The 15614-nt window shown below is 70.9% G+C and carries 14 protein-coding genes; 2 read left to right on the forward strand and 12 right to left on the reverse strand.

The window, feature by feature from the left end; all coding sequences use genetic code 11:
* Positions 1-703 (reverse strand): SDR family NAD(P)-dependent oxidoreductase (locus tag G6031_RS11490; protein WP_182653330.1); only part of this gene is annotated, 703 nt, incomplete at its 3' end.
* 63 nt (positions 704-766) lie between these two features.
* Between G6031_RS11490 and G6031_RS11495 the strand changes: the two genes are divergently transcribed.
* Complete coding sequence (locus tag G6031_RS11495; RefSeq protein WP_182643907.1) at positions 767-1186, forward strand: PPOX class F420-dependent oxidoreductase; 420 nt, start codon at positions 767-769, stop codon at positions 1184-1186.
* 48 nt (positions 1187-1234) lie between these two features.
* On the opposite strand, the gene G6031_RS11500 is transcribed toward G6031_RS11495, so the two are convergent.
* Positions 1235-2341, reverse strand: a complete 1107-nt coding sequence (locus G6031_RS11500) for a Xaa-Pro peptidase family protein (RefSeq protein ID WP_182653331.1) — start codon at positions 2339-2341, stop codon at positions 1235-1237.
* A 138-nt stretch (positions 2342-2479) separates the two neighbouring features.
* Here G6031_RS11500 and G6031_RS11505 point away from each other — a divergent pair, with 138 nt between their 5' ends.
* On the forward strand, positions 2480-3409 hold the full coding sequence (locus G6031_RS11505) for a 5'-3' exonuclease H3TH domain-containing protein (protein WP_182653332.1): 930 nt from the start codon (positions 2480-2482) through the stop codon (positions 3407-3409).
* A 200-nt stretch (positions 3410-3609) separates the two neighbouring features.
* Here the strand turns inward: G6031_RS11505 and G6031_RS11510 are convergent, their stop codons facing one another.
* The 10 genes from G6031_RS11510 to G6031_RS11555 form a co-directional block, all read right to left on the reverse strand.
* A complete protein-coding gene (locus G6031_RS11510; RefSeq protein ID WP_182653333.1) occupies positions 3610-6270 on the reverse strand; it encodes a DEAD/DEAH box helicase in 2661 nt (886 codons plus the stop codon).
* Positions 6254-7192, reverse strand: coding sequence for a twin-arginine translocase subunit TatC (tatC, locus tag G6031_RS11515; RefSeq protein WP_241730486.1), 939 nt, complete (start codon positions 7190-7192; stop codon positions 6254-6256). Before tatC ends, G6031_RS11510 begins: the two co-directional genes overlap by 17 nt.
* Before the next feature lie 117 nt (positions 7193-7309).
* On the reverse strand, positions 7310-7753 hold the full coding sequence (gene tatA, locus G6031_RS11520) for a Sec-independent protein translocase subunit TatA (protein ID WP_182653334.1): 444 nt from the start codon (positions 7751-7753) through the stop codon (positions 7310-7312).
* Between the two features lie 108 nt (positions 7754-7861).
* Positions 7862-8833 carry a WYL domain-containing protein gene (locus G6031_RS11525; protein ID WP_179525262.1) on the reverse strand — a complete coding sequence of 324 codons (972 nt, stop codon included), beginning with the start codon at positions 8831-8833 and terminating at the stop codon, positions 7862-7864.
* Entirely contained in the window at positions 8830-9798 is a 969-nt protein-coding gene (locus G6031_RS11530) for a WYL domain-containing protein (RefSeq protein WP_179525263.1), read from the reverse strand. Before G6031_RS11530 ends, G6031_RS11525 begins: the two co-directional genes overlap by 4 nt.
* 10 nt (positions 9799-9808) lie before the next feature.
* Entirely contained in the window at positions 9809-11215 is a 1407-nt protein-coding gene (pafA, locus tag G6031_RS11535; RefSeq protein WP_179525264.1) for a Pup--protein ligase, read from the reverse strand.
* Between the two features lie 6 nt (positions 11216-11221).
* Complete coding sequence (locus tag G6031_RS11540; protein ID WP_179525265.1) at positions 11222-11398, reverse strand: ubiquitin-like protein Pup; 177 nt, start codon at positions 11396-11398, stop codon at positions 11222-11224.
* A 46-nt stretch (positions 11399-11444) separates the two neighbouring features.
* Positions 11445-12926, reverse strand: a complete 1482-nt coding sequence (gene dop / locus G6031_RS11545; protein ID WP_182653340.1) for a depupylase/deamidase Dop — start codon at positions 12924-12926, stop codon at positions 11445-11447.
* A gap of 32 nt (positions 12927-12958) precedes the next feature.
* Positions 12959-14659 (reverse strand): proteasome ATPase, encoded by a 1701-nt coding sequence (gene arc, locus G6031_RS11550; protein WP_182609556.1) that lies wholly within the window; start codon positions 14657-14659, stop codon positions 12959-12961.
* A gap of 115 nt (positions 14660-14774) precedes the next feature.
* Positions 14775-15614, reverse strand: a complete 840-nt coding sequence (locus G6031_RS11555; protein WP_179525267.1) for a tRNA (adenine-N1)-methyltransferase — start codon at positions 15612-15614, stop codon at positions 14775-14777.

Consider the following 15614-nt stretch of genomic DNA (forward strand, 5'->3'; position numbering starts at 1 on the left):
TCCACACCACCCCGGCCCGGCGGGCCCGCACCCGCTCGACGACCGCGTCCGCCACCTGGTCGGGAGTCGACGAGAACGGGGCGGGGTCCATCCCCTCGGTCATCCGGCCGATCACGAACCCCGGGCGGGGGATCACCAGCGTCACGCCCGTGCCGTGGAGCGCGTCGGCCATCCCCGAGGCGAACCCGTCGAGACCGGCCTTGGCGGAGCCGTACACGTAGTTCGCCCGCCTGACCCGTTGGCCGGCGACGGACGAGAACGCCACGAGTACCCCGCGCCCGCGGGACTTCATCCGCTCCGCCAGAACCGTGAGCAGGGCGGCCTGGGCCACGAAGTCGGTGTGCAGGATCCTGGCCGCGGCCGCCGCGTCCCTCTCGGCCACCTCCTGATCGCCGAGGATCCCGAACGCCAGCACGGCGATGGAGATCTCACCGATCCGGGACTCGACGTCCTCCACGACCCGGGCGTGCGAGTCGAGGTCGTCGGCATCGAAGTCCATGATCTCGACGGCCACCGCCCCGGCCGCCGTGAGTGGGGCTGCCAATGCGGAGACGTCCCGACCGGGGCGGGTGGCGAGGACGACCGTGCGTCCGTCCGCGAGACGCCGGGCCACGGCCAGACCGATCTCGCTCCGGCCACCGAATATCACGACGACCTCGCCTGCCGGTGCGCGCCGGGGCGAGGGGGCTGCGGGGGTGGACATGAGGGAATTGTCCCACGCACGTCGTCGCGGTCCGCGTCGGCTCGCTGTGGCAGGCTCGCCGCTATGTCCCGCACACTGGCAGACCTCTCCCCCGACGCCCACGAGTTCCTCGCCGAGTACCACCTGGGCACGCTCACCACCCTCCGCCGCGACGGTTCACCGCACGTGGTGGCGGTGGGTTTCACCATCGACCCCGAGTCGGGGCTGGCCCGCGTGATCACCCGGCGGGGATCGCAGAAGGCGCGCAACGCCGCGCGCGGCGGGCGGGCAGCGGTCTCCCACGTCGACCGCGGTCGCTGGTTGACCTTCGAGGGGCACGCGCGGCTGCTCACCGACGAGGCCTCGGTCCGCGAGGGCGAGCGCCGATACGGGTTGCGCTACCGCGAACCGAAGCCCAATCCCGAGCGCGTCGTGGTGGCGATCGAGGTGGACCGGGTCCTGGGCTCCGCCCAGATGTTCACCGGGACCGGGCTCGGACGCTAGAGCTCCCCTCGGGGGGCGACGGCCGAGGACACGGACCGCGGCGCGAGATCAGAGGACCCGGAGACCCCGGTCACCGGTGTTCAGGTCACGCCGGCCGTCCGCCGTCACCGCGACGATGTCCTCGAGACGGGCACCCCACCCGCCCGCCGTGTAGATCCCGGGCTCGACGGAGAACACCATGCCCTCCGCCAGCACGGTGTCGGCCCCGGGCGCGACGAACGGGGGCTCGTGCAGCCCCAGACCGATCCCGTGTCCGGTGCGGTGGATGAACAACTCCCCGAGCCCCGCGGCCGCGAGGTGTCCGCGGGCCGCGGCGTCGACCTCGCCGATCGCGACGCCAGGGCGCACCGCCTCCCGGGCCAGACGCTGCGCCTCCTGCAGCACCGCGTACGCCTCGGCGATCCCGGGGTCGGGCGCACCCATCGAGTACGTGCGGGTGCAATCCGAGTGGTACCCGCTCTCGAGTGGCCCGCCGATGTCCACCACGACGATGTCCCCCGGTTCGATCACGCGGTCTGAGACCCCGTGGTGCGGGTCGGCGCCGTTGGGCCCCGAGCCGACGATCACGAACTCGGCGTGTGTGAGCCCCTCCTGCACGATCGCGGCGGAGATCAGCTCACCCACCTGCTCCTCGCTACGACCGACCTCGAGGAACTCACCCATCCGCGCGTGGACCGCGTCGATACGGCGGGCGGCCTCGGCGAGCTGGTCGAGCTCGTGCGGCGTCTTGACGGCCCGCACGTGGTCGATCACCTCCGAGGCCAGGATCACCTCACCGTCGACACCCAGCTGGAGTGGGACGAGATGCAGCGCGGGCAGCGCGGTCGAGACGGCGATCCGGCCCCACACCGTGCCCGCGACCAGAGGGACCGCGTCCGTACCGTCCGCCCAGGGATGGATCTCCGCGCCCACCCGGGCGGCGGCCCGGCGGGTGACACCGGTGAGCTCGAGCGCAGGGAGCACGAGGAGGGGCGTTCCGTCCCCGACGGGCACGACGAGGGCCGTGAGCCGCTCGTGGGACTCCATGCGTTCGCCGGTGAGGTAAGCCATGTCCTCGCCCGAGTACACCACCACGTGATCGATCCCGAGCTCGCGCGCGCGATCACGCACCGCCGTCAGTCGCCGGGCGTGGGTGTCCGAGGGGCCGGTGCTCATCCCCCCACCCTAGGTCGTCGGGCGTCGCGGGCGCCCGCCGTCCGCTCCCGGCGGACCACTGTCACCTCGCCCTCTCACGGGGAGGACTATTCTGACGACAGGTCGATACCCGGCCCACACTCGACCCGAGGAGGCGCGGTGTCCCAGGGCCCGCTCATGGTTCTCGACAGTGCCGGCCTGTGGTTCCGCGCGTTCCACTCGGTACCGGAGAAGATCACCGGACCCGACGGCGCACCGGCCAACGCGGTGCGTGGATTCTGCGACATGGTGTCGGTGCTCCTCGAGGAGTACTCGCCGGCCGGACTGGTGGCGGCCCTGGACCGCGAGTGGCGCCCCGACTGGCGTGTGGGGTTGGTTCCGTCGTACAAGGCCCACCGTGTCGGGGACGACGGCGGGGAGGACGCGCCCGCCTCACTCCACCCGCAGGTCGGCGCGATACGGGAGATCCTCACCGCCGCGGGTATCACGCAGGCGTCCGCCGCCGACGCCGAAGCCGACGACGTCCTGGCGGAACTGGCCGCTCGTGATCGCGAGGTGCTGGTGGTGACCGGCGACCGCGACCTGTTCCAGCTGGCGTCGGCGAGCACCACGGTCGTGTACGTGGGGGCGGGGATGAAGAAGCGCCTCGCGTACACCCCCGAGGTCGTCGCGGAGCGCTTCGATCTTCCCCTCGGCGACGACGCGCGCGTGTACGCCGACTACGCGGTGCTCGTCGGTGACGCCTCCGACGGTCTGCCGGGGGTGGCGGGGATCGGCACCAAGACCGCGGCCTCCCTCGTCCGGGAATACGGGAGCCTCGACGGCATCGTGGAGGCCGCCGAGGACGACGGATCTGGTCTCACCGCCCGGCAGCGGAAGGCGGTTCTCGAGGCCGCCGACTATCTGACCGCCGCCCGCGGGGTGGTCCGTCTGCGGGGTCGCGGGTTCGAGCTCGAGTTCGAGGGTGATACCGACGGCCGGCGCGGACACGTGGACCGGGCGCGGTTGGACGCCCTCGGTGAGGCCACGGGACAGGCGCGTGCGATCGGGCGTCTGGAGAAGGCGGCCTCGGTCCTGGACCCGGCCTGAGAGCCGTCGCCGGTCCCCTGCAGGCCCGGGGCCGGTCATCTCCCGCGCCGGAAATCACCAGCGCCAGTCATCGATAAGAGCGTTCCGCACACCCTCTTCTCGCACGATGTGTGCGAAACGCTCTTCGCGATGGAGGGATGGCGCGACTGCGCGGTGGAGGGATGGCGCGACTTCGCGATGGAGGGATGGCGCGACGGGGGTCAGACCGTGTGGTCGAGTACGACCCCGCGACGTAGGGACCCCACGGCCGACCGTGCCGTCCGCGCGAGATCGGGCTCGGCGACCTGCCCGACCTGGGCCAGGACGTCCACGACCAGCCGCGCGGAGCGAACGAAGTCCCCGGCGGTGAGTTCCACGCCCTCCTGCCACGAGGCGGCGAGGATCGACGACAGCGCGCCACCCGACACCCAGTGGTGCAGGACCGGTGCGAGCCCCGCGTCCAGATCCGGGGTCGAGGGCAGCTGGTGAGCCTTCTCGGTCGCGGCGACGTCGGCGGCGACGAGTTCGGTCTCGGCGAGGGCCGCGCGCAGCAGTTCGTCGGAGGGTTCGCGGACCACCACGTCACTGCGGGGGTGGGCCACGACGGTGGCGATCACCGCCGCCAACCCGGCCGGGTCCAGCCCGGCCCACACGCCGCGTCGGAGACACTCGGCCACGAACAGGTCCTGCTCGGTGTGCACACCCGCGAGCAGTCGGCCGGCGTCCGTGGCGCGGATCTCGCCCTCTCGGTCCTCCAGGTAGCCCAGGTGCTCCAGCAGACCGACGATCCTCCGGAAACGGCGGGCCAGGGAGTCGGAGTCGGATTCCACCTCGGCGGTGAGCTCGGCCACGTCCGCCGCTGCCCGGGCCCAGCGTTCGTGGAGACGTGCCAGCGTGTCGACCAGCGGGTCGTCGTGGAGGGGGTGTTGGCGCACGGCGCGGCGCGCCGCGGCGATCCGCGGGTCCTTGCGGACGGGCTTGCCGCCGGCGTTCTTCATCCGACCCCGGGCCTTACCCCGGAGCCCCTCCATCCGATGGACCAGCGCCCGCTTGGCCCGCCCGTCGAGCTTGCGTCGGCCGCGGGGCAGATCGACCCTCCCCACCGGGACGGGGGGTGCCGCGAAGTCCTGCTGGCGCAGCCAGCCGGTCCAGCCGGTGTCGGTCAGGCACAGCAGTGCCGGGTCGGCGGGGATATCGGTGCGGACCTGCAGCACCGTGGCGACCATGCCGAACCGTTTGCGGCCCACGGTGATCACCGAACCCGCGGTCTGTTTGAGCATCGCCGCACGGACGGAGTCCAGCCGGTCCTCCCGGGTCGCCTTCTCGGTGGACTTCTCCAGTCGGCCGAGGTCCGCACGGAGCGACATGTACTCGTCGAGCTGCCGGTCTCCGCCGGCGCCCTCGAGATCGGCCCGGATTCGGTCCCTCTCATCGGTCCTGCGTTGCACCGCCCGGGACCGGGACACCAGCGTGCGGTCGGTCTGGAACTGCGCGAACGACCTGCCGATCAGCGAGGTGGCCTCCGCCACGCCGAGTTGCTCCACGAGGTTGACGGCCATGGAGTAGTCAGGTGTGAACGCACTGCGCAGTGGGAATCGCGGGGTGTCGACCAGTGCGGACAGTGCGTCCAGGTCGAGGTCCGGCTGGTCCAGCACCACCGCGGTGCCCTTGGTGTCGATCCCCCGCCTCCCGGCGCGCCCGGTGATCTGCGAGTACTCCGCGGAGGTGAGCATGGCGTGGGTGTCGCCGTTGAACTTGGTGGTCTTCTCCAGGACGACCGCGCGGGCCGGCATGTGGATTCCCAGGGCGAGGGTCTCGGTGGCGAACACAACCTTGATCAGACCCGCCGAGAACAACTCCTCCACGATGGTCCGGAACAGCGGCAGCATCCCCGCGTGGTGGGCCGCGATGCCGCTGACCAGCCCGGCCCGGAAGGCGGTGAAGTCGAGCGCGTCCAGGTCGTGTCGGGGCACCTGTGCGCATGCGGCGTCGACGTGCGAGGCGATCCGCCGGGACTCCTCCCCGGTGGTCAGCCGCAACCGGGCCCGCCGCATCTGCGAGACCGCCCCGTCGCAGCCCGCCCGGGAGAACACGAAGTAGATCGCGGGCAGCAGATGGTCGTCGTCGAGCTTCTCGATGACGTCCTGGCGCCGCGCCCATTGCGCTCGGGGCCGGGCCGCGACCCGCTCGTCGTGATATCCGCCTCGGGTGCGCCGCCGTTGGTCGGCCGCCGCGCGGACCGGGATCAGATCCCCGTCCGTGTAGAGCATGTGTGCGAGCGGAACGGGCCTCAGCTCGGAGAGCACCACGGCGGTGTCCCCCCGGATCTCGCTGATCCAGTCCCCCAGCTCGTCGGTGTTGCTCAGCGTCGCCGACAGGCCCACCAGTCGAACCGCCGGATCGAGGGTGAGGATGATCTCCTCCCACACCACCCCTCGCGACCGATCACCCAGGTAGTGGATCTCGTCCATGACCACACAGTCCAGGTCGTGCAGGGCGGAGGAGCCTGAATAGATCATGTTCCGGAGAACCTCGGTGGTCATCACCACCACCGGGGCGTCGGCGTCGATCGAGTGGTCCCCGGTGAGCAGCCCCACGTTCTCGGGCCCGAACCGATGACGGAACTGCCGGAACTTCTGATTGCTCAGCGCTTTGACGGGCGTGGTGTAGAAGCACCTGCCGCCGCCGGACAATGCCCGGTGGGCCGCGTACTCCCCGATGAGCGTCTTGCCCGAGCCGGTGGGCGCCGAGACGAGCAGATTGCGGCCGGCGTCGAGCGCGGTGAACGCCTCCAGCTGGAACGGGTCCGGGTTGAAGCCCTCCGTCTGCAGGAACGATTCGAGCAGCGTGCCCGAATCGTGGGGCTCAGAGCGTGTCGTCATACATCGCCCCACCCGACGGCGCCTGGAGGGGCCGGGCACCACCGAGTGGCTCGGGTGCGGACAGCGGGCCGGTGGACCGGACCGCACCGGAGCCGTCGAGGCGCTCGGACGGGCCCAGCGGCGACGCGGACTCGTCGTCGACCTCGAGCCACTCCTCGCGGTTCCTGCTCTTGCGCTTGTCGTGGATGCGGGCGAACTGGATGGACATCTCCACCAGGATGCACACCGCCCCGGCGAGGGCCAGCATCGAGAACGGGTCCTGCCCGGGCGAGGCCACGGCGGCGAAGACGAAGATCCCCATGATGATCCCGCGGCGGGACCTGGCGAGCACCTCGTACCGGAGCACACCGGCGACGTTGAGCATCGCGATGAGCAACGGGATCTCGAAGCTCACCCCGAAGATCAGGATCAGCTGGATGAGGAAGGTGAAGTACTGCGTACCGGAGAGGGCGGTGGTCTGGACGTTGTCGCCGATCGAGAGCAGGAACTCGAGGGCGAAGACGATGACGATGTAGGCCAGGACGGCGCCGCCGATGAACAGGACGGCGGCGAGGAACGTGAAGGCGATCCCGTAGCGCTTCTCGTTCTTGTGCAGGCCGGGAGTGATGAAGGCCCACAGCTGGTAGAGCCAGACCGGGCTGGCCAGCACGATGCCGGCGGTCGCGGCCACCTTCAGACGCAGCATGAACTGCTCGAAGGGGCCGGTGGCGAGGAGGCGGCACTGGTCCCCCGAGTCGCCGAGCTGGAGGCGGGCACCGGGTGGGATGTCGCAGTACGGTCCGGTGAGGATCTCACCCAGCGAGGGGACTCCGAAGAATCCGCTGCCGTACCACCAGAAGCCGAAGCCCAGCGTCACCACGATCGCCGCGAGGGCGATGAGCAGCCTCGTGCGCAGCTCGTAGATGTGCTCGATGAGCGGCATCGTGCCGTCGGGGTTCCGTGGCCGGCGCCTGCGCTTGGACAGCAGCCGACCGGCGCCGCCCCTGGGGGTGGCGCCGGTCTTCTCCGGTCCGCTCTGCGTCATCGGTGAGGTGGCCTGCTACCGCTGGGGGCCGGTGCCGCCGTCGTACGGCGCGGTGGGATCGAAGGGCTGCTGGGGGTGGCCGGGCTGCTGCGGCTGCTGACCCTGCGGCTGCTGGTACGGCTGCTGACCCTGCGGCTGCTGGTACGGCTGACCCGGCTGCTGACCCTGCGGCTGCTGGTACGGCTGCTGCGGGGCCGGCGGGTAGCCCTGTGCCTGGGGCTGCCCCTGCTGCGGATGCGCCTGCGGCTGGACGTACTGCGCCGCGGTCGGCTGACCGGCCTGCGTGAGCGCCTCCGGCTCGGCCGGCTTGTCGTCGTTCTGCATCTCCTTGATCTCCGACTTGAAGATCCGCATCGACCGGCCGAGACCGCGCGCGGCGTCGGGGAGCTTCTTGGAGCCGAAGAGAAGCAGCACCACCGCGAGGACGATGAGCCAGTGCCAGATGCTCAACGCACCCATGTCAACCTCCGTTTGTGTGACAACACGCCCATGCTAACGCACCCCGGCCGACAGGCGTTGCCGCGGTCCTCGTCTGCGAACGCGGTGACCAGCGGGTTCACCACGATTTCACGTTGACGATATCGAGTCGTCGTCTGCCTGATAGAGCGCGAGCCCCGCGGTCGCGCGGGCGGCGATCTCCGCGGCCAGTGCGGGGTCCGACGGCGTCACCACGTCGGCGTGCCCGAGCAGGAATCTCACCAGCCACGCCCGGTCGTGATAGGCGATCGAGACGTCCAGATCTCCGTCCGGGCGCCGGACGACGTCGTGGAAGCCGAACTCGTCGAGGAACCACGCCGCCGCCGAGGGGACGACGGCCCGCTCCATCAGGACGCCCGCCTCGCCGTCGTCCTGGGGTTCCGGTCCGAGCGCGCGGCGCGGTCCGACCTCCTCCACCCCGCTCATCCGGTCGGTGCGGAACGTCCTCCACTGACCCGTCCCGCGGTCGACGCCGTGGACGTAGGAGTGGCCGTCGGAGACCGAGAGGCGAGCGGGATCGACCACCCGGGTGGTGGAGGTGTCGGAGCTGGCCGAGTGGTAGACGAATCGCAGCGCGTGTCCGTCGTGGACCGCGGTGCGCACCACATCGGCATCCGGGGTGGTGGTCTCCGGACGGGCGGCGTCGACCCCGCGTCCCCCGGCGCCCGATTCGACACCCGCCGCGGTCCGGAGGGTCCGAAGCAGATCGCGCAGGGCGGTCTGGTCGACCACCTCGGGATGATCCAGGAAGATCGCGAGCCCGGTCTCCAGGGTGACGGCCTCGGCGGCGGTGAGGCGGACGGGCCGGTCGATCCCGGCGGTGAACGTCACCTCGACCAGCTCGGCGTCGTCGAGGTCCTCGGAAGAGAACGCCAGGTCGATGAGGTCGCCCGGGCCGTACCCGGGGAGCCCGCAGGACCACAGCTGCCACAGGGCGTCCCGGAGCTGCTTGTCCGACATGCCGAGGTCCCGCGCGGCGTCGGCCACTGGCACGGCTCCCCGGGAGTGGAAGTACGGGACCACGCTGAGCAGGGTCGCCAACGGGACGGCACGGGGGGTCATCGGACGGCCTCCTGCGCCGCGGTGAGAATGGTCACGACCCGGACGCGCAGCTCGGCGGGTCTCAGGGCGACGGCGTCGGCGCCCTGGGAGGCGACCATCGACGACAGCTCGCCGAGGGGGGCACTCACCTCCAGGTCGATGCCGGCACGACCGAACCGGGTCGCGGGCCCGGAACCGCGGGCCATCGCCCGGAGTTCGGCGGCGTGGCCGTCCGCCGCCCACACCGTGGCCTCCACGACCGGGTTCAGGCGGGAGATGGCGTCGTCGAGCAGTGCGAGCACCTCGGTCGTCGGCGGGACCGGGACCGTCCGGCGGGCCTGGCCCACCCGCACGTCCGAGACGCGCACCAGGCGGAACGTGCGGGGCTCGCCGCGGTCGAGGTCGTGCCCGACCACGTACCAGTTGCCGTGCCGGGAACCGGTCCACCACGGCTCGATCCTCCGGGCGCTCGGCTCGGTCGCCCCGGCAGGGGTGTGTGCGAACGTGAGGAGTCGGCTCTCCGCGACCGCCTCCGCGACGACCGCGGCGGCGGCGAGTTCGGCCGGGTCCTCCACCGACACGGTCGCGCCGGCGTCGTGGACGGGGTCGATACCCGCGGCGGTGAGCTTGGCCAGCGCGCCGTCCGCCCGTGCGGCCCGCTCCCCCTCGCGCCAGACCTCCGAGGCCACGGCCAACACGCCGGCCTGTTCGGGGGTGAGGGTGATCTCCGGGAGCTCGTAACCCCGGGCGGGGATCCGGTACCCGGCCGGGGACCCCGGTGCGAGTGAGGCTCCCTGTTCGAGGGGGACGCCGACGTCGCGGAGTTCCCGCTTGTCCCGTTCGAACATCCTCAGGTAGGCGGCCTCGTTCTCGCAGTCGTCGTATCCCTGGACCATCCTGCGGATCTCGCCCGCGGACAGGTAGGCGCTGGTCGACCGCAGGCAGATGACGAGGTTGACCAGTCGTTGCGACTTGGAGGTGGACACGGGCAGGACGCTATCGCCCGAGCGCGGCGATGAGGTCGTCGACACGCGGGTCCTCCGCTGCGAACGGGTCGGTGAGAGCGACCGTGGGCAGGGTGCCGTCGGCGACCTTCAGATGCACCCAGTCCACCGTGTAGTCGCGTCCGGCCCCGGCGGCCGCGGAGATGAATCGACCTCGCAGTGCCGCGCGGGTGGTCTCCGGCGCGGAGTGCCGGGCCCTGTCGATCTCGGGGTCGTCCACGACCCGTGAGACCAGGCCGCGGCGCTCGAGCACCGAGTGCAACCCACGTCCCGGTCGGATGTCGTGGTAGGTCAGGTCGATCTGGGCGAGCCTGGGGTGATCGAGGTCGGCCCCGGTCCGGTCCTGTACCTGTCGGATCAGCCGGAGCTTCGCGGCCCAGTCGATGTCCGCGGCGATCGCGTCGTGGTCACCGGACTCGACCGCGTCGAGGACCCGTTCCCACAGGGCCACGCATCGCTCCACGACCGGGCGGTCGTCGCGCTCCCACCCGCCGCGAGCGAGGTGGCGGTGGACGGCGGCCAGGAACTCCCGCTGGATCTCCAGGGCGGTCATCGTGGTGCCGTCGGTGAGCCCGACCGGCCGGGTTCCGGTGAGGTCGCGGCTGATCTCCCTGATCGCGCGGACCGGGTGGGCGATCGCCATCGGACGCAGCTCGACGCCGGCCTCGAGCATCTCCAGCACGAGCCGGGTGCTGGCGATCTTGAGCAGTGTCGTGGTCTCGATCATGTTGGAGTCGCCCACGATCACGTGCATCCGCCTGAACCGGGTCGAGTCCGCGTGCGGCTCGTCACGGGTGTTGATGAGCGGCCGCGAACGCGTGGTGGCCGACGAGACGCCGTCCCACATGTGTTCGGCGCGCTGGGAGAAGCAGAATGTCGGACCCTCGTCCTCCGCGACGCCCACCCCGGCCGGGGTCCCGGGCAGGATCTTGCCCGCGCCGCAGATCAGTTGGCGGCTCACCAGGAACGGCAGCAGGGTGGTGGCCATGCTCCTGACCTGGGTCGAGCGGTCCAGAAGGTAGTTCTCGTGGGACCCGTAGGAGTTCCCGACCGTATCGGTGTTGTTCTTGAACAGGTAGACCTTGGCATCGATCCCCTCGGTCGCGAGCGACTGCTCGGCACGGACGGCGAGATCGTCGATGATCCGCTCCCCCGCCCTGTCGTGGGCCACGATCTGTTCCAGGCCGTCGCACTCCGCGGTCGCGTACTCGGGATGGGAGCCGACGTCCAGGTAGAGGCGGGACCCGTTCTCGAGGAACACGTTCGAGCTGCGCCACCGCTCGACGACGGGCCGGAAGAAGTACCGGGCGATCTCGTCGGGCCCGAGCGATCGCGAGCCCTCGCCACCGACGCTGGTGATCCCGAACTCCGTCTCGATCCCGACGATGCGACGGATCATGGCTGTCTACTGCCCGCCCTTCTGGACGTAGGACTTCACGAACTCCTCGGCGTTGGTCTCGAGGATGTCGTCGATCTCGTCGAGGAGGGAATCGGCGGACGAGGTCTGGGCGGTCCTGGCGACCTGCCCGGCCTCGTCGTCCGACTCGCCTGCGCCGCCGGCGCTCTTCTGGATCTGGGACATGGTGTGGGCTGCTCCTGTGTCGGTGTGGGCGGGGTGGACGGGGTGCTCAGTGGACAGGCGGGCCGTCGGGGCTGAGGAAGTCCGGGTGGGCGTCGCAGTGGGCCCGGGTCCCCGTGTACGGGTCGGCCAGGTCGACGTGACGGTGGTCGCCGCGGGAATCGACGACGACGACGTGATCCCATCCCGCGGCGTGGATGCGGTCGCCGAGCTCGGCCAGGAAGCGACCCCTGGCCCAGGCCCGCGTGGACTCGGGAGGGGTCGTGATCGCGGCCTCCACCTGTGCCTCGGTGACCAGTCTGCGCATGGCCCCCTTGCTCACGAGACGGTTGTAGAGTCCGCGGTCGGGGTCGATGTCGTGGTACTGGACGTCGATGAGGGCGAGTCGCGCGTGGTCCCATCCCAGCGAGTCCCGTGTCCGGAACCCCTCCAGGAGCCGGAGTTTGGCCGGCCAGTCGAGCCGGTCGGCGCATGACATCGGGTTCTGCTCGAGCGCGTCGAGGATCTCCCGCCACTCGGCCAGGACCTCGACGGCCCATCCGGGACGGCCCGTGCCGTCCCCGACGAGCGCGGAGACGCGGCCGAGGATCTCCCGCTGGAGGGCGATCCCCGTGAACTCCCGTCCGTCGGGCAGGGCGACGGTGGCGGTGAGGGTCGGGTCGTGGCTGATGATGTGCACCGCCTCGACCGGGTCGACCGGGACCAGGTCGGAGAAGTCGACTCCGGCCTCGATCGCGTCGAGCACGAGGCAGGTGGTGCCGATCTTGAGGTACGTGGCCAGCTCGGACATGGTCGCGTCGCCGATGATGACGTGGAGACGCCGCCATGTCTCATCCGGGGCGTGCGGCTCGTCGCGGGTGTTGATGATCCCGCGGCGCAGTGTGGTCTCGAGTCCGGTGAGGACCTCGATGTAGTCGGCACGCTGGGAGAGCTGGAAACCCGCCTCCTCGCCGGACTGGCCGAGGCCGACGCGACCGGCCCCGCAGTACACCTGGCGGGAGAGCAGATGCGGCGCCAGGCTCATCGTCAGGGCGTCGAAGTCGACGTCGCGACGCACGAGGTAGTTCTCGTGGGCGCCGTAGGACGCGCCCTTGCCGTCGACGTTGTTCTTGTAGAGCTTGAGCTCGGCGTTGCCCTCGACGGCGGACGACTCGCGGCCGGCCCGGTGCATGATCCGTTCCCCCGCCTTGTCCCAGATCACGGCGTCGATCGGCGAGTCCACCTCGGGCGACGAGTACTCGGGGTGCGCGTGGTCGACGTAGAAGCGTGCGCCGTTGGTCAGTACCCGGTTGGTCACCCCGAACTCGCTGGGGTCGTAGGCGCGGGCGGAGCCGAGATCGAACCCCCGGGCGTCGCGGAGGGGTGATTCGGACCCGTAGTCCCAGCGGGTCCCGTCGGTCGCCCCGGAACCCTCGCCCGGGTCGGTGTAGGCCTTGACCACCTGGGTCGAGGTGACCACCGAACTGAGCAGCGGCTGGCCCACCGCGACTATCCCGAACTCGATCTCGGTCCCGATCACCCGGCCACGCATGCTCTCGCCGGACGTGGTCCGGACGGGCGGGGTCAACGGTCGTCCTCCCGGCTCGGGACGGTGACCTCGACCACGCGTTCACCGCGGACGCCCGTCAGACGCGCCCACTCCTGCGGGTTGGAGGTGTTGGGCAGGTCGGTGTTCTCCGCGAACTCCGCGTCGACGGCGTCGAGGAAGTCGTCGGTCGTCAGACCCTGCCCGGTGCCGTGCACGATGTCCTTGATCGCGAGCTTCTTGGCCCGGTCCACGATGTTGCGCAGCATCGCCCCGGAGGTCAGGTCCGCGAGGTACAGGGACGACCGGCGGCCCGATGCGTAGACCAGATGGACGTAGGTCGTGGACTCGTCCCTGGTGTAGAGCCGGTCGACGATGCGCGAGATGAGACCCCGGACGTGCTCGGCGCCATCGGTCGAACCGACCTCGTCCGGGTCGAAACGAAGGTCGGGGGTGATGTACTTGGCCAGGATGTCGGCCGCGGCGTCGGCGTCCGGCCGGTCGATGCGGATCTTGAGATCGAGACGCCCCGGTCGCAGGATCGCCGGGTCGATCATGTCCTCCCGGTTGGAGGCACCGATGACGATGACGTTGCGCAGGTCCTCCACGCCGTCGATCTCGGCGAGGAGCTGCGGGACGATCGTGGTCTCCATGTCCGAGGAGATGCCCGACCCGCGGGTGCGGAAGATCGAGTCCATCTCGTCGAAGAAGACGATCACCGGGTTGCCCTCGGTCGCCTTCTCCCGCGCCCGCTCGAAGATCGACCGGATGTGTCGCTCGGTCTCTCCCACGTACTTGTTGAGCAGTTCCGGGCCCTTGATGGAGAGGAAGTACGAGTTGGGGTACCGGCCGTCGGTGACGTCCTGTCCGCGCGACTTCGCGGAGGCCAGCGCCAGCGAGTGCGCGACCGCCTTGGCGATCAGGGTCTTTCCGCACCCGGGAGGGCCGTAGAGGAGGACGCCCTTGGGCGGGGAGAGATGGAACTCGCGGTACAGGTCGTGATGGATGAAGGGCAGTTCGATGGCGTCACGGATCTGCTCGATCTGGGGGCCGAGACCGCCGATGTCGGAGTACTCGACCATCGGGATCTCCTCGAGCAGGAGCTCGTCGACCTCGGCCTTGGGCACGACCTCGAACGCCACGCCGGCCTTGGGGTCCACCAGGACCGCGTCGCCCGGGCGCACCGGAGCCGGGTGATCGGCGGTCCGCCCGCCGCGCAGGCCGGTCGCCAGATGCACGACGTGCTCCTCGTCGTTGCCCATCACCACGCGGGCCCGCACGCCGTCGGCCAGGACGTCCCGGAAGACGGCGGTCACGCCCGTGACCGGGAGTCCGGTGCAGGCCTCGATGACGGTCATGGCCTCGTTGAGCCGGACGGTGGCCCCCGCCGAGAGGACGGAGGCGTCGACCCCGGGCGCGAGAGTGAGCCGCATCCGCCGACCGGCGGCCATGACCTCGGCGGTCTCGGCGTCCGTCGGTTCCTGCAGCACGATCCCGTAGGTGCTGGGCGGTGTGCCGAGGCGCTCGACCTCGCCCTTGAGGGCCTCCAGCTGATCACGGGAGTCCTTGAGGAGCTCGGCGAGCCTGACGTTGCGGGCGCCGAGGGCGTCGATCTTGACCGACTTCTCGCGGTCCGTGCGGGCCCCCTCGTCGACCGCCCTGCGCAGCCGCGCGAGCTCGACCCGGTCCAGCGTCACGCTGTCGCCGCCCCGCTCGTCCGGGGAACGTCCCTCGGTCACCTCGATCACCTGCCCTCCGACTCTCGGACGACACCCTCGTCGTCGTCGCCTCCACCCTATCGCCGGGGTGAGTGGCCGCGTGAGGGGCGGGTGAGTGCGACTCCTCGGGCCGAACTCAGTGCTTGCCGGCCCGGCGCCTGGGCTTGAGCGTGGTCACGCCCTCCGCGAGTCGACGGGCGGTGACCAGGAACGCGGTGTGGCCCTGGATGCGGTGCTCGGGGCGGACGGCCAGGCCCACCACGTGCCACCCGCGGTTGATCGACTCCCACGCCCGGGGTTCGGTCCAGCACTCCTGGCGCCGGAGCGCCTCCACGACGTCCGACATCTGGGTGGTGGTGGCCACGTACACCACCAGGACCCCCCCGGGCACCAGCACGTCGCTCACCGTGGGCAGGCACTCCCAGGGCGCGAGCATGTCCAGCACCACCCGGTCGACCTGTCCGCCCAGGGCCTCGACCGACGTCTCCGCCAGGTCGGCGACCCGCAGGTCCCAGTTCTCGGGGTGTTCGCCGTAGAAGGTCCGGACGTTGCGCTCGGCGTGCTCGGCGTGGTCCTCGCGGATCTCGTACGACAACACCCGTCCCCCGGGGCCCACCGCACGCAGCAGCGAACAGGTCAGGGCGCCGGAACCCGCGCCCGCCTCGAGCACCCGTGCGCCGGGGAACACGTCGCCCTCGTGGACGATCTGTGCGGCGTCCTTGGGGTAGATGACCTGGGCGCCGCGCGGCATCGACAGGACGTAGTCGGTGAGCAGCGGACGTAGCGCCAGGTAGTCGGCATCCCCGGACGACCTGACGATCGACCCCTCCGGGGTACCGATCAGGTCGTCGTGGCGGACGGCGCCGTGGTGGGTGAAGAACTCGGCTCCCTCGACCAGGACGACGGTGTACTTGCGTCCCTTGGTGTCGGTGAGCTGGACGCGGTCGCCGATGACGAACGGGCCGGATCGCTGCAC

The sequence above is a fragment of the Dietzia sp. CQ4 genome (genome assembly GCF_014145125.1).
In the GTDB taxonomy this organism is placed as follows: Bacteria; Actinomycetota; Actinomycetes; order Mycobacteriales; family Mycobacteriaceae; genus Dietzia; species Dietzia natronolimnaea.